The sequence below is a fragment of the Rhodococcus pseudokoreensis genome, assembly GCF_017068395.1.
Classification (GTDB): domain Bacteria; phylum Actinomycetota; class Actinomycetes; order Mycobacteriales; family Mycobacteriaceae; genus Rhodococcus_F; species Rhodococcus_F pseudokoreensis.
The window spans coordinates 1,573,494-1,595,054 of sequence record NZ_CP070619.1; the positions used below are offsets into that span (position 1 = coordinate 1,573,494).

The 21,561-nt window shown below is 63.4% G+C and carries 20 protein-coding genes and 1 pseudogene; 18 read left to right on the forward strand and 3 right to left on the reverse strand.

All coding sequences use genetic code 11. The features are described 5' to 3' along the window. Nucleotides 1–8: 8 nt before the first annotated feature. The 8 genes from JWS13_RS12695 (at nt 9) to JWS13_RS12730 (ending at nt 8,959) form a co-directional block, all read left to right on the forward strand. Nucleotides 9–1,775 (forward strand): DUF3556 domain-containing protein, encoded by a 1,767-nt coding sequence (locus JWS13_RS12695; protein ID WP_259375290.1) that lies wholly within the window; start codon nt 9–11, stop codon nt 1,773–1,775. Then, nucleotides 1,772–3,199, forward strand: coding sequence for a phytoene desaturase family protein (locus JWS13_RS12700; RefSeq protein ID WP_206005827.1), 1,428 nt, complete (start codon nt 1,772–1,774; stop codon nt 3,197–3,199). Before JWS13_RS12695 ends, JWS13_RS12700 begins: the two co-directional genes overlap by 4 nt. 7 nt (nt 3,200–3,206) lie before the next feature. Then, nucleotides 3,207–4,475 (forward strand): PucR family transcriptional regulator, encoded by a 1,269-nt coding sequence (locus tag JWS13_RS12705; protein WP_206005828.1) that lies wholly within the window; start codon nt 3,207–3,209, stop codon nt 4,473–4,475. 309 nt (nt 4,476–4,784) lie between these two features. Continuing rightward, entirely contained in the window at nt 4,785–5,228 is a 444-nt protein-coding gene (locus JWS13_RS12710; protein ID WP_206005829.1) for an acetyl-coenzyme A synthetase N-terminal domain-containing protein, read from the forward strand. Between the two features lie 51 nt (nt 5,229–5,279). Further along, entirely contained in the window at nt 5,280–5,807 is a 528-nt protein-coding gene (locus JWS13_RS12715; protein WP_206005830.1) for a winged helix-turn-helix domain-containing protein, read from the forward strand. Then, nucleotides 5,786–6,361, forward strand: coding sequence for an IS630 family transposase (locus JWS13_RS12720; RefSeq protein WP_206005831.1), 576 nt, complete (start codon nt 5,786–5,788; stop codon nt 6,359–6,361). The genes JWS13_RS12715 and JWS13_RS12720 overlap by 22 nt, the downstream gene beginning before the upstream one ends. Next, nucleotides 6,358–7,974, forward strand: coding sequence for an acetoacetate--CoA ligase (locus JWS13_RS12725; RefSeq protein ID WP_206005832.1), 1,617 nt, complete (start codon nt 6,358–6,360; stop codon nt 7,972–7,974). Before JWS13_RS12720 ends, JWS13_RS12725 begins: the two co-directional genes overlap by 4 nt. 46 nt (nt 7,975–8,020) lie before the next feature. Then, nucleotides 8,021–8,959 carry an amidohydrolase family protein gene (locus tag JWS13_RS12730; RefSeq protein ID WP_206005833.1) on the forward strand — a complete coding sequence of 313 codons (939 nt, stop codon included), beginning with the start codon at nt 8,021–8,023 and terminating at the stop codon, nt 8,957–8,959. A 408-nt stretch (nt 8,960–9,367) separates the two neighbouring features. On the opposite strand, the gene purU is transcribed toward JWS13_RS12730, so the two are convergent. Then, the gene (purU, locus tag JWS13_RS12735; RefSeq protein ID WP_206005834.1) at nt 9,368–10,228 is read right to left on the reverse strand and encodes a formyltetrahydrofolate deformylase; all 861 of its coding nucleotides are present in this window, start codon (nt 10,226–10,228) and stop codon (nt 9,368–9,370) included. 33 nt (nt 10,229–10,261) lie between these two features. Next, nucleotides 10,262–11,545, reverse strand: coding sequence for an aminomethyltransferase family protein (locus tag JWS13_RS12740; RefSeq protein ID WP_206005835.1), 1,284 nt, complete (start codon nt 11,543–11,545; stop codon nt 10,262–10,264). Between the two features lie 175 nt (nt 11,546–11,720). Between JWS13_RS12740 and JWS13_RS46435 the strand changes: the two are divergent. The 5 genes and pseudogenes from JWS13_RS46435 to JWS13_RS12760 form a co-directional block, all read left to right on the forward strand. Continuing rightward, nucleotides 11,721–11,816, forward strand: a pseudogene (locus tag JWS13_RS46435) (transcriptional regulator); the annotation flags it as partial. Between the two features lie 64 nt (nt 11,817–11,880). Then, the gene (locus JWS13_RS12745) at nt 11,881–12,162 is read left to right on the forward strand and encodes a cupin domain-containing protein (RefSeq protein WP_179220457.1); all 282 of its coding nucleotides are present in this window, start codon (nt 11,881–11,883) and stop codon (nt 12,160–12,162) included. Between the two features lie 464 nt (nt 12,163–12,626). Then, nucleotides 12,627–13,712: a VOC family protein gene (locus JWS13_RS12750; RefSeq protein ID WP_206005836.1), complete on the forward strand. Its 1,086-nt coding sequence runs from the start codon at nt 12,627–12,629 to the stop codon at nt 13,710–13,712. A gap of 167 nt (nt 13,713–13,879) precedes the next feature. Continuing rightward, a complete protein-coding gene (locus JWS13_RS12755) occupies nt 13,880–15,094 on the forward strand; it encodes a cytochrome P450 (protein ID WP_206005837.1) in 1,215 nt (404 codons plus the stop codon). A 96-nt stretch (nt 15,095–15,190) separates the two neighbouring features. Beyond that, complete coding sequence (locus tag JWS13_RS12760) at nt 15,191–16,228, forward strand: NADH:ubiquinone reductase (Na(+)-transporting) subunit F (protein ID WP_206005838.1); 1,038 nt, start codon at nt 15,191–15,193, stop codon at nt 16,226–16,228. Between the two features lie 110 nt (nt 16,229–16,338). Here the strand turns inward: JWS13_RS12760 and JWS13_RS12765 are convergent, their stop codons facing one another. Further along, on the reverse strand, nt 16,339–17,337 hold the full coding sequence (locus JWS13_RS12765; RefSeq protein ID WP_206005839.1) for an AraC family transcriptional regulator: 999 nt from the start codon (nt 17,335–17,337) through the stop codon (nt 16,339–16,341). Nucleotides 17,338–17,500: 163 nt separating this feature from the next. Here JWS13_RS12765 and JWS13_RS12770 point away from each other — a divergent pair, with 163 nt between their 5' ends. From JWS13_RS12770 to JWS13_RS12790, 5 genes are all read left to right on the forward strand, one after another. Beyond that, a complete protein-coding gene (locus tag JWS13_RS12770) occupies nt 17,501–18,814 on the forward strand; it encodes a cytochrome P450 (protein WP_206005840.1) in 1,314 nt (437 codons plus the stop codon). A 25-nt stretch (nt 18,815–18,839) separates the two neighbouring features. Continuing rightward, entirely contained in the window at nt 18,840–19,151 is a 312-nt protein-coding gene (locus JWS13_RS12775) for an EthD family reductase (protein WP_206005841.1), read from the forward strand. A gap of 86 nt (nt 19,152–19,237) precedes the next feature. Continuing rightward, entirely contained in the window at nt 19,238–19,561 is a 324-nt protein-coding gene (locus JWS13_RS12780; RefSeq protein ID WP_087560102.1) for a 2Fe-2S iron-sulfur cluster-binding protein, read from the forward strand. Beyond that, the gene (locus tag JWS13_RS12785; RefSeq protein ID WP_206005842.1) at nt 19,558–20,847 is read left to right on the forward strand and encodes an NAD(P)/FAD-dependent oxidoreductase; all 1,290 of its coding nucleotides are present in this window, start codon (nt 19,558–19,560) and stop codon (nt 20,845–20,847) included. Before JWS13_RS12780 ends, JWS13_RS12785 begins: the two co-directional genes overlap by 4 nt. Next, nucleotides 20,844–21,476, forward strand: coding sequence for an MBL fold metallo-hydrolase (locus JWS13_RS12790; RefSeq protein WP_206005843.1), 633 nt, complete (start codon nt 20,844–20,846; stop codon nt 21,474–21,476). The genes JWS13_RS12785 and JWS13_RS12790 overlap by 4 nt, the downstream gene beginning before the upstream one ends. The last annotated feature ends 85 nt before the right edge of the window (nt 21,477–21,561 follow it).

Consider the following 21,561-nt stretch of genomic DNA (forward strand, 5'->3'; position numbering starts at 1 on the left):
GGCTGTCGATAGCTGAAGCAGACTTTCCTGACGTGGACCTGGCCACGTTCAAGGATCGTCCGTACCTCAGCAGGTTGAAGGTTCTCACGCGCCATTGGGCCGAGTTCGGTGTCGGGACTCCGTGGAGCGTGCACATGCTGTACGTCGCCAAGATAGTTACGTATCTCTTCACCGGAGTGGTGATCGCCAGTTTCACGAGCGGTTTCGGTGGCTTCTGGGATATCGGAGCCTTCTGGGCTCAACCGATCTTCTATCAGAAGATGTTGCTGTGGACCATGCTGTTCGAGTTCCTCGGGCTCGGAGCGTCCTCTGGTCCGCTCGCATTCCGCTTCTCGCCGCCGATCGGTGGGGTCTTGCATTGGTTGCGGCCGAACACAATCCGGCTCCCACCATGGCCATCCGCGGTCCCCTTCACGAAGGGGAGCAGGCGTACCTGGTTCGACGTTGCGACATATCTGGGAGTGGTCGCTTCGCTGGTCACCCTCCTACTGTCCGATGGTGTCTGGAAGGACGGACAGCCCGCCGATAGTGTCGGGTTGCTCGACCCGTCGCTGTTGCTGCCGCTGATCGTGCTGCTCGCGATCGCCGGTTTGCGAGACAAGACACTCTTCCTGGCGGCGCGGTCCGAGCAGTACTGGGTGGCCGCCATCTTCTTCGCGTTCCTTCCCTTCGTCGAGATGATCGTCGGACTGAAGCTGATCATGATGGCGGTCTGGTGGGGTGCAGCATTCTCAAAGTTGGGCCGCCACTTTTCGTTCGTGGTCTCGGCGATGATGAGCAATGCACCATGGTTCCGCTCGCCCCGCCTGAAGCGGCGCCTGTATCGGAACTATCCGGATGATCTGCGTCCCTCCAAGCTGGCGTCGTTCATAGCGCACCAGGGAACCGTCATCGAGTTCGTTGTACCCGTTGTGTTGCTGTTGTCGTCGAACCGGCTCGTGACGATCTGCGCGTTGGTAGTCATCGTGTTCTTCCACCTTTTCATCACGTCAATGTTCCCGCTCGGAGTTCCTTTGGAATGGAACGTCTTCTACGTCTTCAGCGCTGTCTACCTGTTCGGGCTGTATCCCGCCGACGGTTACGGCATCGGGTCGATCTCGCCGATGCTGTTGCTCGCGCTTGTTCTCGGATTGTCACTCTTTCCGGTTCTGGGAAACTTCTTTCCCGACAGGATCTCGTTCCTGTGGTCCATGCGCTACTACGCAGGTAACTGGGCAACCACACAGTGGGCGTTTCGCAAGGGAAGCGAGTCCCGCCTGAACGACAAGATCGTGAAGGCTGCGCCGATCCAGGTCGATCAACTGACGTCACTGTATGGGCGGGACGTGGCTGAACTGCTCGTCGAGAAGGCGGTTGCGTGGCGATCTCTTCACAGCCACGGCAGAGCACTGACCACTCTGATCGGAAATCACGTCGACTCTTATCAGAATTACGACATTCGGGAAGGTGAATTCGTCGCAGGCGCGGTGCTGGGTTGGTCCTTCGGAGACGGGCATCTACACGGGGCACAGTTGATGGAGGCGATTCAGGAGCGGTGCCGCTTCGCATCGGGTGAAGCGATAGTCGTCTACATCGAATCGCAACCCGTCCACAACTTGCGACAGCGGTATCGCGTCTACGACCTGGCGGTCGGAGAGATCGAACGCGGATATATCGACGTCGCCGACATGATCGCCGCGCAACCGTGGCTCGAAGACGGACCCATCCGGGTCCATCCGCAATGGTCCCTCGCCGACCATCGCGGCTCATACGGAAAAGGTGTTGTGGAAGCATGACCACCGCACTAGTGGTCGGCGCAGGGCCCAATGGCCTGGCTGCAGCCGTCACGCTCGCCCAACACGGCATCGAAGTGACCGTAATCGAGGCTGCCGAGACCATCGGGGGCGGTACGCGAAGCAGCGAACACACTCTCCCCGGGGTATTGCACGACGACTGCTCGGCAATCCATCCAATGGGCGCTGGCTCCCCGTATCTTCGAACCCTCGATCTCGCTTCGCACGGACTCGAGTGGAGGTGGCCGGAGGTCGACGCCGCGCACCCGCTCGACACCGGCAGTGCGGGAGTGCTGCTCCGCTCCCTTGATGACACTGCACAGCAGCTCGGCGTCGATGGTCGGCGGTGGTGCCAACTGTTCGGGCCGCTCGCCAGTCGATTCGACGACCTCGCGCAGGATCTGTTGCGGCCGATTACCCACGTGCCCCGCCATCCCGGCGCGCTCGCACAGCTCGGGCTGCGCGCGGTGCCGCCGGCAGGGACGTTGGCGCGCGTATTCCAATCCGAGGAGGCGCGGGCGCTCTTCGCCGGAATCGCCGCGCACGTTATTCACCCGCTCACCCGCCCGGCGACGTCGTCGGTCGGCGCGATGATGATCGCTGCCGCGCACACCTACGGGTGGCCGGTAGCGGCCGGCGGGTCGCAGTCGATCACGAACGCTCTCGCCTCACTCCTTGGATCGCTCGGCGGAAAGATCGAGACCGGTCAACCAGTGCGCTCGCTGGGTGACCTACCGCCATCGGACATCGTGATGCTCGATCTTGCGCCGCGAGGTGTTGTGGATATCGCAGGCGACCTTCTACCGGCGCGAGTTCGACGCGCGTATAGCCGATATCGGCACGGTCCCGGTGCCTTCAAGGTCGACCTGGCAGTCGAGGGTGGCGTCCCATGGATCAATGAATACTGCCGTCGAGCGGGCACGGTACACCTCGGCGGAGACCTTGCCGAGATCATTGCCTCTGAACGTGACATTGCGCGGGGAATCATGCCGTCGCGGCCGTTCGTCTTGATCGGTCAGCAGTACCTTGCCGATCCAGACCGTTCGAACGGTGACGTTCATCCGATCTGGGCGTATGCTCATGTACCCCATGGGTACAGTGGCGATGCAACAGATGCCATCATCGGCCAGATCGAACGGTTCGCGCCCGGAACGCGCGAGCGGATCGTGGGTACCTTCAGTAGATCGACAGCTGCGATGAGCGTCTACAACCCGAACTATGTCGGCGGCGACATCATCACCGGCGAGAACAATCCCGTTCAATTGGTGTTGCGCCCACGCATTGCCATCGATCCGTATCGCACTGGAATCGACGGCGTTTATATCTGTTCGGCCGCAACACCTCCAGGTGCTGGAGTGCACGGGATGTGCGGACATAATGCGGCCCTCGCAGCGCTACGGAACTGTGGAAAGTCGAGCGGGAGGTGACAGTGCCTTGTTTGAGGCAGCAGATCGGTCCGCCGAGCGGAACAACAGGGTGATCCGAGAAATCGCCGATCGTGTCATTCCCCATCAAGCAGAATTCGCCGAGGGATTGCTCGCTTCCATCATCACAGACATGCCCTCGGTCGTTCCGGATCGCGAATATCGCGACATGCTTCGAGTGAGCGTCATCGAGAACACGATGATCCTCCTCGATGCACTTCGTGCCAATGTCGACCCGGCGAGCATTTCTCCACCGCCCGGTGCGGTGACATATGCGCGCGGACTTGCTCGACGCGGCGTTTCCCTGGCAGACCTGTTGCGGATCTATCGGGTGGGTCAAGCCCAGTTCACCGGGATCTGCCTTGACGTGGCCGACGGCCTGGACGAGGCCAACGACTTACGGGCGGTGAAAACAGTGATCGACACGGTCGCGACCTACCTCGACCACGTGTGTGAATGCATCACTGTCGATTTCGAGGAGGAGCGCGAACGGTGGATTCATAGCCGCAGCGGATTGAAGCAACATTGGATATCTCGGCTATTGGCCGGAACAGTGGTCGATACGACGGAGGCGCAGCGGGCCATCGGCTATCCGCTCTCGGGAACTCATCTGGCCGTCGATGCGTGGATTACTGCAGATCGCGCGCAGGTGATGGCGCCGGGTGAGGTACTCGACCGCTTCCATGACCTGTTGACCACGGCGGCCGCGCGGGCGCAAACGGTGTCAGTTCACACCGATGAGGCAGCCATGACGATCTGGGTGTCACTGCGCGAGCCGGAGCGAAATCTCGTCGCCAGGCTGAGAGCCCTGCTCGACGCTGATCCGCTCCCGGTTCAGGTGACCACGGGGCTGCCGTGTGACGGTGTCGATGGCTTCCGGACTTCGTACGACCAGGCAGCACGCGTGAGAGCGCTCGCTGAATCGGCCAGGCCTAGGCCACCTCAGATCCTCACGTTCGCCGACGTTGCCCCCGTCGCGATGATGAGGGGCGACGTCGCCGAGTTACGCCACTTCGTGGGAGAAACTCTCGGCCCGTTGTCAACCGATACTGAACGTGCACATGAACTCCGTGAAACACTGCGCGTCTACCTGGCATGCAATCGGAGCCCCGCGGCGGCGTCCGAGCGCATGATGCTGCATCGAAATACGGTCACGTACCGGGTTCAGCAAGCATCCGAGGAACTCGGAGGAACGCCCGAGGGAGTCGATCAGTTCACCGTATCGACCGCTCTGGAGGTCTGCCGGTGGTACGGCAGTTCCGTGCTGCGTTCACCGTGACATCACGGCGATTGGCCTCCGAAACGTGGCGTGGGCCGATCGTCTGGTTGCACACCGGTGGACTGTGCAACCGTCAGGACCTGTGAACCCACCGAACGACAGACAGTGCCCGCTCTACCAGCGTTGCGGCAGTCCGCAGTTCATCGGCCTTTCGGCGAACCTCCGATCGTCGAGAGCGTGAGCTGGGGAGTATCCCACCTACATTTGAATCAGCGTCCAAGGGCGCAACCTCTGACGCATCGCGACCTCCTCGTCCGGCCTCGGCCCACCGCCAAGCCTGGACCTCAACTCTCCGAAAGTGATCTACCGATGATGAATACTCCCGCAGCAGGAGACGAGCTTCGTCCGGCACCCACCAAGACCGAGTGGCACGACAGCCGGATCGGCCGGTACCTATTGAAGATCGAGGAACGCACTGAGCAGCACTTCGACACCTACGACGACGCTTGGCGATGGTCGATCACGGATCTCAAGAGCTTTTGGGAATCGATCTGCGACGAATTCGGCGTCATCGCGCACACACCGCACTCTGCGGTACTGACAGACCCGACAATGCCCGGGGCACAGTGGTTCCCAGGCATGACACTCAACTACGCAGAACACGTCCTGCGAGAGCTGTCGGCGCGACCAGACACGGCGATGGTCCTCTCACGTAGCCAGACCGCGGGCAACGTCGAGTGGACCGGTGCACGCCTGATCGCGGAGATCGGACGCATCCAGTCAGGTCTGGCCCGATTAAAGATGGTTCGGTAATAGGGTGTGTCATTGCACGGGATTCCCACTGTGCTGCTGGATCATTGATGAATGGCAGGTAAGGAAACCGGTTCCGGCGAGGAGCCCGACGCCCGGAAAGTCAAGCAGCGCGGTACTCGCCGTGATCTCGGTGCGTTGCGTGACAGGCGGATGCGGGCGGCGGAGATGTTCGCCGCAGGTCGGCGGCAGATCGATGTCGCGGTCGAGTTGGAAGTCTCCCAGCAGACCGCCTCACGCTGGCATCGACAGTGGACCGAAGGAGGCAGTGAGTCGTTGGAAGGTGCCGGTCGCGCGGGGCGCCGGCCCCGGCTCGATGACGCCCAGATCGAGGCGATCCGAGAGGAACTGCTCAAAGGACCGCAAGCGCATGGCTTCGCGACCGGGGTGTGGACCCTGGGCCGGGTCGCGATCGTCATCGAGCGGCTCACCGGCGTGACCTACGGACCCACCCAGACGTGGACGATCCTGCGGACCCGGCTCGGGTGGAGCCGACAGCGGCCCGCACGTCGGGCAGTCGAACGCGACGAGGACGCCATCGTCGCCTGGCGCGAGAACGAGTGGCCGCGGATAAAAAAATAGCGCGGCGCCGAGGTGCATGGATCTGCTTCCAGGACGAAAGTGGTGTGTCGCTACTCCCGGTGGTCCGTGCAACCTGGGCGCCCAAAGGTATGACACCGGTTCTGCATCACCGATTCTCCTGGAAACGGATGTCCATGGCCGGGGTCCTGGCCTATCGCCCTGACCGCAGCCGCAGCGCGTTCGTGTTCTCCATGACCGACGGCGCCTACAACACCGACAAGCTCATCGAATTCCTCACCGAGCTACGCACCCACTTCGCCGGCGAGAAGGTCATCCTGATCTGGGACGGGCTCATGGCCCACCGATCCAAGGCGATGACCGCGTGGCTGGCCACCCAACGCGACTGGCTCCACGTCGAACGCCTCCCTGCGTATGCGCCTGAGCTCAACCCCATCGAACAAGTCTGGGGCAACATGAAATCCACCGAACTCGCCAACCTTTGCCCCGACATCCTCGACGAGGTCCGCATCGCGACCGAGGCCGGCCTGACCCGGATCGGCTCGAACTACGACCTGTGCCACGGCTTCCTCGACCACACCGGCCTTTCCTTATGATCAGTGCTCACCCTATTACCGAAACATCTTTAGGTGTCGGGCGCGGGGACCGTATCGTCGGCTACCTGCCGAATATCCCCGAAGCCGTCGCCGCGTACCTCGCTACCAGCGCGATGGGGGCGGTGTGGAGCTCTGTTCCTCCGGAGATGGGGGCGAGCGCCGCACTACAACGCATCAGCCAGCTCGATCCCTCGTTGGTCATATCGGTTGACGGATACCGCTGGGGCGACAAGACCATCCGCCGCGAATCCGATCTCATGGAAATCAGAGCTGCACTACCCGATTCCACGATGGTTCTGCTGCCTTATCTCGACTCAGACGCAAGCATTCCCGACAACTTCATGTCGTACTCCGAGTTCACCGCTGAGGACGGGCCCGTCACCACGGAACCGGTGCCCTTCGGTCATCCACTCGTGGTGCTATTTTCCTCTGGAACCACGGGGCGCCCCAAAGCCATTGTGCACTGCCACGGCGGGTTTCTCGTCGAACACTATAAGATGCTCGGCCTTCACCAGGACTTCACCGCAGACGACATCGCGTTCTACTACACCACCACCGGTTGGGTCGTGTGGAACCTGATGGTGTCCTCGCTCCTGCTCGGCACGGCCATTGTGCTTGTCGACGGCGATCCGGCGTGGCCGGCGCTCGATGGCCCGTGGTCACAGTGGGCAATTGCTGCAGAGACAGGAGCGACGTTCCTTGGGACCGGCGCAGCCTACTTGACGCGTTGGGCACATTCGGGACTACGCCCCGCAGACCAGTGGGATCTGCGGAATCTGCGGCTGATCATGTCATCCGGATCAGAGTTGGCAGCCGACGCGTCCGGGTGGATCTACACCGCGGTGAACAACGATCTCCTGCTGCTCTCGTCCTCTGGGGGCACCGATGTGGGAACAGGATTCGTCGGAGGGTGCCCGTTGGTGGCCGTTTATGCGGGCGAGATGTCCTGCCGCCCACTCGGGGTCGATGTCGACGCACTCGACGCGCACGGAGTTCCCGTTCAGGGTGTTCCCGGCGAACTGGTGGTTCGCCAGCCAATGCCCTCGATGCCGGTGTTCTTCTGGGGCGATGAAGATTTTGCACGGTACCGCGCAAGCTACTTCGACATATATCCGAACCAATGGCGACACGGCGACTGGCTGATCCACACCGAGCGCGACACGTGGGTGATTACCGGTCGTTCCGACGCGACCCTCAACCGAGGTGGGGTTCGGCTCGGCACCGCCGAGTTCTACGCTGTCCTCGACTCGCAACCCGACATTACCGACAGCATCATTCTGCATTTCGAAGATGAAGCCGGGATGGGTGAACTGGTGCTCGCCGTCGAGGTTGCGACTACCAGCACTGTCGAGCCGGAACAACTGCATCGAGAGGTTCGACGCGCACTTCGGACACACCTCTCACCGCGGCACGCTCCTGATCATGTCGTCATCGTTCCCAGCATTCCGCGCAATAGGACCGGCAAACGCCTCGAGCTTCCGCTGAAGCGGATAGTCAAGGGTGAAAGTATCTCTGACGTCCTCGACGTCGGGGTGGTAGTGAGTCCGGAGCATATTTCCGAGACTGCCTCACTCATACGACGCGCCCTGCACGGTATCCCAACCACCGCCTGACGGTAGCCGCAACGCCGACCCCACCCATCCCGACCAAGGAACAACGATGAGTGTCACCAACTCCCCAGCGCACGATTCCAGTATTCGCGCAGAGAAGTACGAATGCGCAATCGACTTCGACGCAATTTCCGCACTCGACGTCCATACCCATGTGGAGGTTGACGGGTGCGGTCATCGAGCACTTGACGACGATCTCATGGCGGCGTCCGCCCAATACTTCAAATCAGAGGCGGACAGGGCCAGCACAGTCGATTCGGTCGCGGCTCACTACCGTGCGCGGAACATGGCAGCGGTCGTCTTCACGGTGGATGCCGGCTCCGCCAGCGGTCACTCCGGAAATTCGGTAGAAGACATTGCCCGAGGTGCCGCGCGCAACAACGACGTGCTGATCCCCTTCGGATCTGTCGATCCGTGGGGTGGCAAGGCGGCCGTCAAAAGGGCCGTTCACCTGATCGACGACTACGGAGTTCGTGGCTTCAAGTTCCACCCCAGCATGCAAGGCTTCGAACCGAACGACCACAGATTCTATCCGCTGTACGAGACAATCGCAGAAGCCGGGGTACCGGCTCTGTTCCACACCGGACAGACTGGCATCGGAGCGGGTCTCCGCGGAGGTCATGGCGTCAAACTCCGCTATTCCAATCCCATGCTGCTCGACGACATCGCTGCCGACTTTCCCGATCTCACCATCATCATGGCCCACCCGGCGATCCCGTGGGCCGACGAACAGATCGCCATCGCAACCCACAAAGCCAACGTCTACATCGACCTCTCCGGATGGTCCCCGAAATACTTTCCTCCCCAACTCATCCGTGCCGCGAACTCGTATCTCAGACACAAGGTTCTCTTCGGTTCCGATTTTCCCGTTCTGCAATCGGATCGATGGATGAGTGAGTTCGACAAACTCGAGATCAGGAATGAGGTTCGCCCGTTGATCCTGAAGGAGAACGCCCTCACCGCTCTGAGCCTCCACGATTCCAGGTAAAAGCCAACGAACACCTGAATCATCGTCCGGTGAGGATGAATGCCGGCGCATCGGTCAAGCCTGGCATCGCCCCTCGCGATACCGCGGGATGGCCCACGCTCTCGAGGCGGCCATCTACAGCAAGAATGTCCGGCCGTCGACGGCATCGAGGCTGTTCGCCGAGCCATCCTCGACTCCGGACGGGTGAGGGGTCCTTGTTCAACAGATGACGCGTCCGGCGAGAACCTTCCCTCACCGGACGCGTCAGCTGTCATCCAGACCTGCTGGGGTGGTCGAACTCTAGGAGGACCCGCGGGGAGTTGGACACGTGCGCCGCGCAGGTGCACGTGGCCGGCAGCTGGGTGCAATCTCACCCAGGTGCACGTGGCCGGCAGCTGGGTGCAATCTCACCCAGCTGCCCTCGCCTTCTCAATCAGCGAACACCACGGTGGTGCTGCCGTTGGTCAGCACCCGTCCGGTCAGATGATGGTGGACTGCCGAGGCGAGCACGCGGCGTTCGATGTCGCGGCCCTTCCGCACCAGCTGGTCCGGGGTGTCGCGGTGGCTGACCGGCTCGACGTCCTGCACGATGATCGGCCCCTCGTCCAGATCCCCGGTCACGTAATGCGCTGTGGCGCCGATCAATTTGACGCCCCGTGCGTGAGCCTGGTGGTAGGGCTTCGCGCCCTTGAATCCCGGCAGGAACGAGTGGTGGATGTTGATGCACTTGCCGGCCAGTTTCGCCGACAAGTCGTCGGACAGGATTTGCATGTACCGGGCGAGGACGACGAGGTCGACATGGTATTCCTCGACGATCCCGAGCAGCTTGCTCTCCTGCTCGGCCTTGGTGTCCTTGGTGACCGGAAGGTGGTGGAACGGCAGGTCACCGAGGTCGATGTTCTGATACACCTCACGGGGGTGGTTCGACACGATACCGACCACATCCATCGCCAACTCCCCGGTCCGCCACCGATACAGCAGGTCTACCAGGCAGTGATCGAGCTTCGACGCCATGATCAGCACCCGCATGCGCTCCTCGGTGCCGCGGATCGCCCACGTCGCGTCGAACGAGGTCAGCACCGGTGACAGTCCCGCGGCCACCTCGGATTTCTCCAGGTCGACGCGCACGGTGTCGAACTGGATCCGGGAGAAGAACCGCCCGGTCAGCTGGTCGTCGAAGTGCTGCGCGTCGGTGATGGTGCAGCCCAACTGCAGCAGGGCGGTCGAGACGGCGCTGACGATGCCTCGCTCGTCGACGCACGAGAAGGTCAGTACATAGGAATGGGTCATGGTGACGGCTACTTCACATTCTGGGAGAGAGACTTAGGCGGTGTGGAGGTCGGCGCGGCGACGATCCGGCTTGTACGGCGCCGGGGCCACGGTGGCGCGGATCGCCTTCTGCGGGCCGTCCGGGCGACCCCAGTGCACGGTCAGTTCGGTGCCCGGTTCGCTGTAGGCGACGTCGATCGTGCTGAGCGAGAGCATCTGCCGGTAGTAGTAGCTGTAACCTCGGGAGGTCGCGACACCCACCAGGTCGTCGCCGGCGGTCACCTTGTCGGCCCACATGAACCCGCGCTGATCCCGTGGCATCTCCATGTAGGGGTAATTCTCCCCCGGCCGGAACAGCGACGCGAAGACGTCCTGGACATCGTCGGCATCCCACACCAGTGTGCGGATCACCCGACGAGGGTCAGTCTTCTCCTCCGCGAGCGCGGCACGACCGAGGAAGTCGTGGTCGAAGTTGATGTTGCGGGCCCAGCCGAGCTCGACCGGGCTCCGGTAGTACTCGCTGATCTCGCGGCCGTCGTAGCTGCCCGCGATGTATGCCGGCTGCGCGAACGAGGGCATCGAGGAGGAGAACACCTCGAGGTACTCGGCCATGTCCTCGTCGAAGATGGCGGGGATGTAGTCGGTGGCGATGGTGGGGAAACACGCCTCGAGGTGATTGATCATCGCGACTCGGCCGCCGAGCTTCCGGATCCCGAATTCCTGACCGGCCTCGACGATGACGTCGTAGATCTCCTGCCCGTACTCCTTCGGTCCCTGCAACTCGAACCCGATCTCACCGGACATGCCCTGTCGCAGCGCCCAGATCTTGTGGCCGGCGACCGTGATCGGATGCAGGCGCATGAATCCGGTGTCCCGCAGACCGGTTTGGCCGCTGACCTTCTCGAGCACCTTCACCGAGTTCGGGCCGGAGACCTGGTAGATGAACCAGTCCTCCTGCTGCACCTTCACGTCGTAGTCGGTGCGGCCGAGCTGATAGCTGGCCCAGAAGCCGCCACGACCGTGCAGCATGTAGTCGTCGTCACCGAACCGGGTCAGGACTCCCTCGTGGATGACCTTGCCGTTCTTGTTCGTGTGGATCAGGTGCTTGGACTGGCCGTGGTCGAACTTGGCGAAGCTGTTGACGGAGATGTCGGAGAACAGCCGCAGCGCGTCCGGGCCGGTGAACCGGTGCTGCCACAAAAACGACCAGTCACCGATATAGCAGGTCTCCTTCCACGACATGCTCTCGTCGAGCCAATCGGTGTACTCGGGCTGCCCGAACCGGCTCCACGCGTATACCTCAGGGGCGGTCCGCATTCCATCAACACTGAAGGTCATTGTCTTCCTATCACTCCTGCAGGCGACCACGAGATCGTGCGCCTGAGTTCGTCGTCTCTCCACGGTAGAACCGCGACACCGACCGGCGACACACTCGTATGACTCCGATCACGACGCTCCATGACTCGCCCCGGCTACGTCATTTGACCTAGCAGCTCCGCCGTGCGGGCACCCGGCCGCCGCACCTGAGGTGCAGGTGCTCTGGCAGCTGGTGGGCGGCGAGCTGTCGGTGAACGATCTGGCCGAACGGGTCGGGATGCCGGCGCCGTCGGGCCGCCCCGTGGCCGAGATCCCATCCACACCGGAACGATCTACGCGTTCACGCTTTCAGGTGAGTGGCGGTATCTCGAGTCCACCGACTCGCCATCCAACACCGCAGGATCCTTCCTGTTCGAACCTCCCGGGTCGACCACACCCTGAAGGTCGCCGACGATGCGCCCGAGACCGACGTGTTCTTCATCATCGAAGGCGCCATGCTTATCCTCGACGCGCAGGAGAACGTCGTCGCAATCTTCGATGTGGCCAGCACACTCCGCGACTACCCGAAACACCTGCGTGTCCGGGGAAGGTCCGTTCCCGACATCCTCGTTGACGGCTTCACCAATTACACGCAGTAAGCCCGTCAACGAGCGCGGTGACGCTGTGCTGAATCCGAGTTTCTGCGATCGACTGCCCTCGCCGCCCTCTGCAAAGGGCCTGAGAGCGATCGCGGCGCAGTCCTGACGACAGCGTGGCGTCTCGGACCAGGTCACCTGCCACGGACGCGCTGCTCCCCCGGGCATGGGGTGTGAATGTCCAAAAAGCGCAATCTAGTGCCGCCGATATCCACTGCACGCAGAGTTTCCCAGTCTCCGAACAGAAGTGGGGTGATTTCCATCGCTTGTTCGGCGATTCTGGATCATGTAGCGAACGGCAGGTGACTTGGATCATGCTCGTGACATCGGACACAAGCCGATACCGCATCGGCGAACCGAAGCGCCACACACGCAGCTCCGCACTGGCTCGATGACCGGTGGAGCGCCCTTGCCCCCGCGGTCGGTCAGCGGACACTGCTCAGGCAGGCAACGAAGGAGAATGACACATGAGTGACTCTCGGTTCGAGATTTCCCATCTCGCCCGTGCCGAACTGCTGAGCCCCAAGCCGCAGGAGACGGTGGACTTCTTCACGAAGTTCCTCGGCATGTACATCACCCACACCGAGGGGCAGTCGGTCTACCTGCGCGCCTACGAGGACCCGTACCAGTGGAGCCTCAAGGTCACCGAATCCACCCAGGCCGGGCTCGGCCACGCGGCACTGCGCACCAGCTCCCCGGAAGCCCTCGAACGCCGGGCAGCGTCCCTCAAGGACGCCAACGTCGACGGCGCATGGCGTGAGAGCGACTTCGGGTACGGCAAGACCTTCACCTACCAGTCCCCGGACGGGCACAACCTGGAACTGCTCTGGGAGGTCGAGAAGTACCAGGCCCCGCCGGAGCTGCAGTCCAAGATCCTCACCCGCCCGTCGAAGAAGCCGCTGCAGGGCATCCCCGTCAAACGCATCGACCACCTCAACCTGCTCGCCAGCGACGTCACCGCGGTGAAGAACTCCTTCGAACGCCACCTCGGGTTCCGGACCACCGAACGCGTCGTCGACGGCGACACCGAGATCGGTGCCTGGATGAGTTCGAACATCCTCGGCCACGAGGTCGCCTGCCTGCGGGACGCGCAGGGTGAACGGGGCAAGATGCACCACCTCGCGTTCTACTACGGCACCGGCCAGCACAACATCGACGCCGTGGAGATGTTCCGCGACTACGACATTCGGATCGAAGCCGGACCCGACAAGCACGGGATCACCCAGGCCCAGTTCCTGTACGTCTTCGAGCCCGGCGGCAACCGCATCGAGCTGTTCGGTGAGGTCGGCTACCTGCACCTCGACCCGGACGGCGAGACCAAGACCTGGCAGATGTCCGACATCGACACCGGGCTGGCGATCGGCGGCGCGAAGCTGCCGTGGGAGACGTACTTCACCTACGGCACCCCGAGCCCGCTCTCGCTCGACCAGCACATCGAGAAATACGCGCACTTCGGCCCCGGCGGCCCCGGCCCCGACGCCGCGGCAGCCGAGCAGGCGATCGGCGACGAGATCGACCACTCACGCGCCGTCGCCGGCGCACCGACCGCCTGAGTTACGCGTGGGTGCGGTCCGAGCCGAACCGCACCCACGCGATCCCGCCTGACGTGCTGCTGATCAGCGCAAACCCGGCACGGTACGGCACCTGACACACCCCACTCTCGCTCGGCCGGCGGTTCATCGACTGCGGCACCGCCAGAGCCTGACGCAGAAGGAGCACCATGACTTCCACCCAGAGTTTCATCGACGACATCACGATCGAAGAACTCGAAGCCGACCCCTATCCCTTCTACGAGCGCCTGCGGAAGGAGGCGCCCGTCGCCTTCGTCCCCGCGCTCGGCATGCACATCGTCTCGACGAAGGAACTGTGCGAACAGATCGCCAAGGACGCCGACAACTGGCCGGCCGTCATCTCGGCTGCGGGTGGGCGCACCTTCGGCCCCGGCGCCCTGCTCAACACCAACGGCGACGACCACCGTGACCTGCGGGACATGGTCGAACCGCACCTGCAGCCCTCGGCGGTGGACAAGTACATCGACGACCTGGTGCGCCCGTTCGCGCGGCAGCGGCTCGCCGAAATCGAGAACGACGGCCAGGCCGACATCGTGGCCGCCTACTGCGAACCCGTCAGCGTGCGCGCCCTCGGTGATCTCCTCGGACTCGACGATGTCAGCCACGACAAGCTGCGCGAGTGGTTCCACAAGCTGAGCGTGTCGTTCACCAACGCCGCGGTCGACGAGAACGGTGAGTTCGCCAACCCGGACGGATTCATCCCCGGCGACGAGGCCAAGGCGGAGATCATCGCCCACGTCGACCCGAAGATCGACAAGTGGATCAAGGAGCCCGACCACACCGCGATCTCCCACTGGCTGCACGACGGCATGCCCGAGGGGCAGACCCGAAGCCGCGACGTCATCTACCCCAACCTGTATGTCTTCCTGCTCGGAGCGATGCAGGAACCCGGTCATGCGATGGCGACCACGTTGGCGGGACTGTTCACCAAGCCTGACCAGCTCGAACGCGTCGTCGACGACCCTGCCTTGATCCCGCGGGCGGTCTCGGAGGGTATGCGCTGGGTCGCACCGATCTGGTCTGCGGTGGTCAAACGCGCCGCTCACGAGGTCACCGTCGGTGGGGTCACCCTGCCGGAGGGTTCGATCGTCATGCTGTCCTACGGCTCGGCCAACCAGGACGAGAACGCCTACAACGCGCCGACCGAATTCGACCTCGATCGGGCACTGCTCCCGAACATGACGTTCGGCGGCGGAAAGCACGCCTGCGCGGGAACCTATTTCGCCAACGCGGTTATCCGGATCGGGCTGGAGGAATTGCTCGAAGCGATCCCGAACCTCGAACGCGACGACGCACACGAGGTTGATTTCTGGGGATGGGGTTTCCGCGGCCCCAAGCAATTGTTCACCAAATGGGAAGTGTAACGGAATCACATTTCCGGACACCCGAAGTGTCCGGTCCGGAGATTGAAATACCGGGCACTTCGGGAGCATTTTCATCGGATTGGAGCACTGTCGGAAATGGCTAATAATTACACGGTCCGTATCCAGGGTAAGAATTCGGACGTTACCGTTGCCGAAGACCAATCCATCCTCGATGCGGCGCTTCGGGCGAACGAATGGCTTCCCCACTCGTGTACCCAGGGCACCTGCGGCACCTGCAAGCTCAAGGTGCTGTGCGGGGAGGTCAACCACAACGAGTCACCGGAGTACACCCTCACCGCCGGGGAACGCGCGGACGGGCTGGTCCTGGGCTGTATGGCAACCCCGCGTTCGGATCTGACCGTCGAACCGCTCGGTGGCACCGGGGATGACGGCGTTCCGCACTTTCCCCTGCGGGACTACGACGCCACGGTGGTGGTGCTCGAAGACATCGCCGCGAACACCCGCCGACTCGTCGTCGAACTGGACACCCCGATGCTGTTCAACGCCGGCCAGTACGCGGAACTGATCGTTCCCGAGCACAACGTCGGCAGGCAGTACTCGATGGCCAACCCCCCGACGGAGACCCGGCGCCTCGAATTCCACGTCAAGCTGACCCCCGAGGGGCTGGCCACCGAGCGATGGATCTTCGGGCCGATGCAGGTCGGTGACCGGCTCTCGCTGCGCGGACCGTTGGGTCAGTTCAACCTGGTCAAGGAGCAGGACGAGCCGGCGATCCTGATCGGCGGCGGTACCGGCTTGGCCCCGCTGAAGTCGATCGTCCAGCACGCTCTGGCCGAGCGGCTGGTGCCGGAGTTGTACCTGTACCACGGCGGTCGCCGTCAGGAAGACCTGTACGACGTCGAGTTCTTCCGCGGCCTCGCGCGAGAGCACGAGCACTTCCACTACCGACCCGCCCTGAGCGAGGAGCAGTGGGACGGGGCGATGGGCATGGTCACCGACGTCGTGCTCGACGACTTCTCGTCCTGCAAGGGAATGAGCGCGTACCTGTGCGGGCCGCCGCCGATGGTCGAGGCGGCCGTGAAGGCGCTCAAGCGGCGGCGGATGGCACCCCGGTTGATCTTCCGTGAGGAGTTCACCGTCGCCGCCCCGAACCTGGCGGCCGTGGTGCAGTAACCACCGCTCGCCCTTATCACCCGGGTCAGGACGTTGGCGCTGACGGATCCGGGTGCACCGATCCCGCGGAAGTGATGGACACGACTTCCGCGGGATCGGCATATCCGCTGCTAGTGGAACGGGATCGTGCGCAAATCCTCCGACGGACTGACGCCGAACGCCGCCCGGTAGTCGCCGGCGAAGCGCCCCACGTGCAGAAATCCCCACCGTTGAGCGATCTCGGTGACACCCACCTCCGCGGGATCGGCGGCGAGCAGATCCTTCCGGGCTTTCTGCAGGCGGATGATCTTCAGCTGGCGCATCGGTGTGGTCCCCAGCGAGTTCTGGAATCCGACCTGCAGGGAGCGCACGCTGACACCGATGTTCTTCGCGACCTGCGCCACGGTCAGTGGCTGCTGGGCGTGGGCATCGAGGTAGTCGAGGGCGAGCCGGACCGTTCCCGGCAGCGCGGGCTTGGGTTCGTAGAGGCGGGCCCGGTAGTCGTGCTCGGCCGCCACGAGTAGACCGCTCATCAAACATTCGGCCATCGGCGCTGCCACGATGGGATGCAGGGCCAGGGCTTCGGGACTGTCGAGTTGGTGCGACAGCCCCTCGACCAGGGACAACCACTGACGCCCGACCACCGAGTCGAGATCGAGGTCCACGTCGAAGACGATCGGGTTCGCGACCTCGATGCCCAATCGCGCGGCGAGCTGGTCTTCGAGTGCCCGGCGATCGATCTTCAGGGCGAGTACCGGGGTCGGATAGGGCGAAGCCCACCCGCGCAGCAGCGACCGTTGATCGCATCGGTAGACCGCGGCACGGTGCGGGTTCGCCACCGTTCGGGAACGGCCCGACCCAGTGATCAGTTCTCCCCGCATCGGGATGTTCACCTGATACGAATCGAGCAGCTCATTGGTGAAGATCTCCACCTCGGTCGAATAGTCGAGGCGCCCGAGCGTGACCGGACCGAACGATGCGGCCGTCATTCGCATTTGAAACTTGTGCTCGTCACCGAGAACGCGAACCTCGTGGGGGTAGTAGAGATCGCTACCGATATCGCGCGCCTCGTCGATGTCGTCCGAGAGAAACGTTCTGGTGCCGTTTCCCTGCTGTGGAAGTTCGGTCATTAATTCGTCGGTCTCTCTGGTCGACTCGAAATGGAGAACTGTTCGGTTGTTTGCGCCAATTGGATATATTGCTGCGCGCACAGGATGGCGGCTCTTGTGACCTGAATCATACGCTAATGGGGAATCGCTCGACAGCGGCTATTCCCCAATCTGGAGGAGACGAATGACCGTCGATCACGCGCCGGAAGGCGTGAAAAGCCCGACCGGATGCCCCGTTTCAGGTATGGCGGCAGGATTCGATCCGTTTCGTGGTGCATACCAGGTCGATCCACCCACATCGTTGAAGGAAGCCCGCAAAGAGGAGCCGGTGTTCTACAGCCCACTCCTCGACTACTGGGTCGTCACCCGCTACGAGGACATCAAGCAGATCTTCAAGACACCGTCTGTGTTCTCACCGTCGATCACCCTCGATCAGATCACCCCCATCAGCGACGAAGCCCTGCAGATTCTGGGCACCTACCAGTTCGCCCCCGGCCCGACCATCGTGAACGAGGACGAGCCGATCCACACCGAACGCCGTCGCCTGCTGATGCAGCCGTTCGAGGCGGACAACGTCGCGGTACTCGAACCGAAGATCCGTGAGGTCGTCAACACCTACCTCGACAGGGTCATCAAGGACGGGCGCGCCGACCTCATCGGTGACCTGCTCTACGAAGTGCCGTGCATCGTCGCGCTCATCTTCCTCGGGGTCCCCGACGAGGACATCGAGACCTGCCGGCATTTCGGAATGCAGCAGACCCTGTTCACCTGGGGCCACCCCACCGGTGACGAGCAGACCCGGGTCGCCACCGGTATGGGCAAGTTCTGGGAATTCGCCGGCGGCCTGGTCCAGAAGCTCAAGGCCGACCCGAACGCACAGGGCTGGATCCCGCACGCGATCGAGATGCAACGCCAGCACCCCGATCTGTTCGACGACAACTACCTGCAGAACATCATGATGAGCGGTGTCGTCGCCGCCCACGAGACCACCACCAACGCCACCGGCAACGCCTTCCGCACGCTCCTAGAGGACCGCGCGGCCTGGGAAGAGATCTGCGTCGATCCCACACTGATCCCCAAGGCCATCGAGGAATGCCTGCGCTACAGCGGTTCCGTCGTCGCATGGCGGCGTAAGGCCGTCACCGACACCACCGTCGGCGGCGTCGAGATCCCCGCGGGCGGCCGACTGCTCATCGTCATGGCCTCGGCGAACCGTGACGACTCGGTCTTCCCCGAACCCGACGACTTCGACATCCATCGCGGCAACGCCCGCCGTCACCTCACCTTCGGCATCGGAAGCCACACCTGCCTCGGTGCCACGCTCGCCCGGTTGGAGATGAAGGTGTTCCTCGAAGAGGTGTCCCGTCGTCTCCCGCACATGTCGCTCGTTGCCGGACAGGACTTCTCGTACCTGCCCAACACCTCCTTCCGGGGCCCCGAGCACGTGCTCGTCGAGTGGGATCCCCAGCGCAATCCCGTGCCCGCCGACCGCCCCTGACCGACCCGAAGGAACGAGACCACACATGTACCGCGTCACCATCACCTACAGCCAGCCCACCGACCCGGCCGCGTTCGACGAGCACTACACCACCAAGCATCTGCCGCTGGTGCGCCAGATCCCGAGCGTCAAGAAGTTCGCCTACGGCAAATGTGAATCCCTCGACGGCAACCCGCCTGCCGCCTACGGACACGCACAGCTGTACTTCGAGACGAAAGAAGAAGCCGGACAGGCTTTTGCGTCCCCCGAAGGCCAGAACGCCGCCGCTGACGTCGCCAACTTCGCCACCGGCGGAGTGACGATGCTCTTCAGCGACGAAGAGACCGTTCTGCCGTGAGCCCGGGGTGGGGCGCCGGCGCCACCGCCGGTGCCCCACCCCGGAGTTCGTCCCTATTGCACTTTTTTCGTGAAAGAGAGATAGACGTGCCCACCGTCACCTACGTTCACCCTGATGGAACCAAGCATGAGGTCGAGGTTCCCGCCGGCAAGAGGGTCATGCAGGCCGCCATCGGCGCCGGAATCGACGGCATCGTCGCCGAATGCGGAGGTCAGGCCATGTGCGCGACGTGCCACGTCTACGTCGAAAGCCCCTGGTCGGACAAGTTTCCGGCGATCTCCGAAGAAGAAGACGAAATGCTCGAGGACACCGTCAGCCCCCGCACGGAATCCAGCCGACTGTCCTGCCAGCTCGTCGTCACCGACGAGGTCGAGGGCCTGATCGTGCAGTTGCCGCAGGAGCAGGTATGAGCACCGAACGGATTGTCATCGTCGGATCCGGCCAGGCGGGTTTCGAAGCAGCCGTCAGCCTCCGCAGCCACGGCTTCGCCGGGTCGATCACCCTGATCGGCGACGAGCCGGGGGTGCCCTACCAGCGGCCGCCGCTGTCGAAGGCATACCTGCACAGCGAACCCGACCGGGACTCTCTCGCCTTGCGGCCCAGCCAGTACTTCGACGAACACCGGATCACCCTCGCCTGCGGAAAACCCGTCGTCCACATCGACCGAGACAATCAGCGCGTCGAGCTGATCGACGCCACGACGGTCGAGTACGACCACCTGATCCTGGCAACGGGCGCCCGGAACCGGACGCTGCCCGTCCCCGGCGCCGACCTGCCCGGCGTGCACTACCTCCGGACCGCGGCCGAAGCCGAATCCCTCACCGCGAGCATGGCCGCGTGTACCTCGTTGGTCGTCATCGGCGCCGGATTCATCGGCCTCGAAGTGGCCGCCGCGGCCCGCAAGAAGGGCATCGAGGTCACCGTCGTCGAGGCAATGCCGCGGCCCATGGCCCGGGCACTGTCCGAGGCGATGTCGGAGTACTTCTCCACCGCACACACCGACCACGGCGTGGAAATGCGCCTGTCGACCGGTGTGGAAGAGATCATCGCCGCCGACGGGCGAGCCGCTGGAGTCGCCACATCAACCGGTGACGTCATCCGCGCCGACGCGGTGGTCGTAGGGATCGGGGTCCTTCCCAACATCGAGCAGGCGGCACTCGCCGGCCTACAGGTCGACAACGGCATCGTCGTCGACGAGTACCTCCGCACAGGCGATCCCCACATCTCGGCCATCGGTGACTGCGCCGCCTACCCCATCGCCGGCTCCGCCGGCCTGGTGCGGCTCGAATCCGTGCAGAACGCCGTCGACCAGGCACGCTGCATCGCTGGTCAAATCACCGGCAGCGCCACCAAATACCACAGTGTGCCGTGGTTCTGGTCCGAACAATACGAGTCGAAATTGCAGATGACTGGGTTGACCACCGGGGCCGACACCCACGTGGTCCGCGGTTCGGTCGACAGCGGAGCGTTCTCCATCTTCTGCTTCGCCGGCGACCGACTCCTCGGCGTCGAGTCCGTGAACAAGCCACGCGATCACATGGCCGCCCGCAAGATCCTCGCCAGCGACATGCCACTCACACCCGCACAGGCCGCCGACACCACCTTCGACCTCAAACAGGCCATTGCCGAACACAAGGACCGCCAAACCGCAGAAACCGAGCGCGGCGGTGTCGAACACCAGGCAGTGGCATCATGAGCGGCACCTTCCGGATCGAGCGGGTCGTCACCGAGGGCACCTTCGCCCTCGACGGCGGCGAATGGAACGTCGACAACAACATCTGGCTGGTCGGGGACGACACCGACGTGGTGATCGTCGACGCCGCCCATGCCGCGCAGCCGATCATCGACGCGATCGGCGACCGGCACGTGAACGCGGTGATCTGCACCCACGGGCACAACGACCACGTCACCGTCGCCCCGGAACTGGCCGAACGGTTGCACGCCCCGGTGCTGCTGCACCCGGGTGATGACGTGCTGTGGAAGATGACCCACCCGGACGACAAGTACTGGAGTCTCGAGGACGGGCAGCGGATCGCGATCGCCGGCACCGACATCCAGGTCATCCACGCACCCGGACATTCGCCGGGGTCGGTGTGCCTGTACCTGCCCGAGGTGGGGGCGTTGTTCTCCGGGGACACCCTGTTCTCCGGCGGCCCGGGCGCCACGGGTCGGTCGTACTCGGATTTCCCGACGATCATCGGATCGATCCGGGACCGGTTGTTCGCTCTGCCCGAGGAGACCGTGGTCCACACCGGGCACGGGGACGGCACCACGATCGGGACCGAGGCCCCGCATCTCGCCGACTGGATCACGCAAGGGAGTTGACCTCCCGGCATGGGGTTCCGTTCCTCGAACGGGACCCTATGCCTGACGACACAAATAGACCCCCGAAAGATATCCCCACCGCCCA

Coding starts and splice junctions, on each gene's coding strand:
- JWS13_RS12715 (WP_206005830.1), top strand. CDS start 5,280: ATGGCAGGTAAGGAAACCGGTTCCGGCGAGGAGCCCGACGCCCGGAAA.
- JWS13_RS12750 (WP_206005836.1), top strand. CDS start 12,627: ATGAGTGACTCTCGGTTCGAGATTTCCCATCTCGCCCGTGCCGAACTG.
- JWS13_RS12790 (WP_206005843.1), top strand. CDS start 20,844: ATGAGCGGCACCTTCCGGATCGAGCGGGTCGTCACCGAGGGCACCTTC.
- JWS13_RS12725 (WP_206005832.1), top strand. CDS start 6,358: ATGATCAGTGCTCACCCTATTACCGAAACATCTTTAGGTGTCGGGCGC.
- JWS13_RS12700 (WP_206005827.1), top strand. CDS start 1,772: ATGACCACCGCACTAGTGGTCGGCGCAGGGCCCAATGGCCTGGCTGCA.
- JWS13_RS12785 (WP_206005842.1), top strand. CDS start 19,558: ATGAGCACCGAACGGATTGTCATCGTCGGATCCGGCCAGGCGGGTTTC.
- JWS13_RS12755 (WP_206005837.1), top strand. CDS start 13,880: ATGACTTCCACCCAGAGTTTCATCGACGACATCACGATCGAAGAACTC.
- JWS13_RS12765 (WP_206005839.1), bottom strand. CDS start 17,337: ATGACCGAACTTCCACAGCAGGGAAACGGCACCAGAACGTTTCTCTCG.
- JWS13_RS12770 (WP_206005840.1), top strand. CDS start 17,501: ATGACCGTCGATCACGCGCCGGAAGGCGTGAAAAGCCCGACCGGATGC.
- JWS13_RS12740 (WP_206005835.1), bottom strand. CDS start 11,545: ATGACCTTCAGTGTTGATGGAATGCGGACCGCCCCTGAGGTATACGCG.
- JWS13_RS12730 (WP_206005833.1), top strand. CDS start 8,021: ATGAGTGTCACCAACTCCCCAGCGCACGATTCCAGTATTCGCGCAGAG.
- JWS13_RS12760 (WP_206005838.1), top strand. CDS start 15,191: ATGGCTAATAATTACACGGTCCGTATCCAGGGTAAGAATTCGGACGTT.
- JWS13_RS12775 (WP_206005841.1), top strand. CDS start 18,840: ATGTACCGCGTCACCATCACCTACAGCCAGCCCACCGACCCGGCCGCG.
- purU (WP_206005834.1), bottom strand. CDS start 10,228: ATGACCCATTCCTATGTACTGACCTTCTCGTGCGTCGACGAGCGAGGC.
- JWS13_RS12710 (WP_206005829.1), top strand. CDS start 4,785: ATGATGAATACTCCCGCAGCAGGAGACGAGCTTCGTCCGGCACCCACC.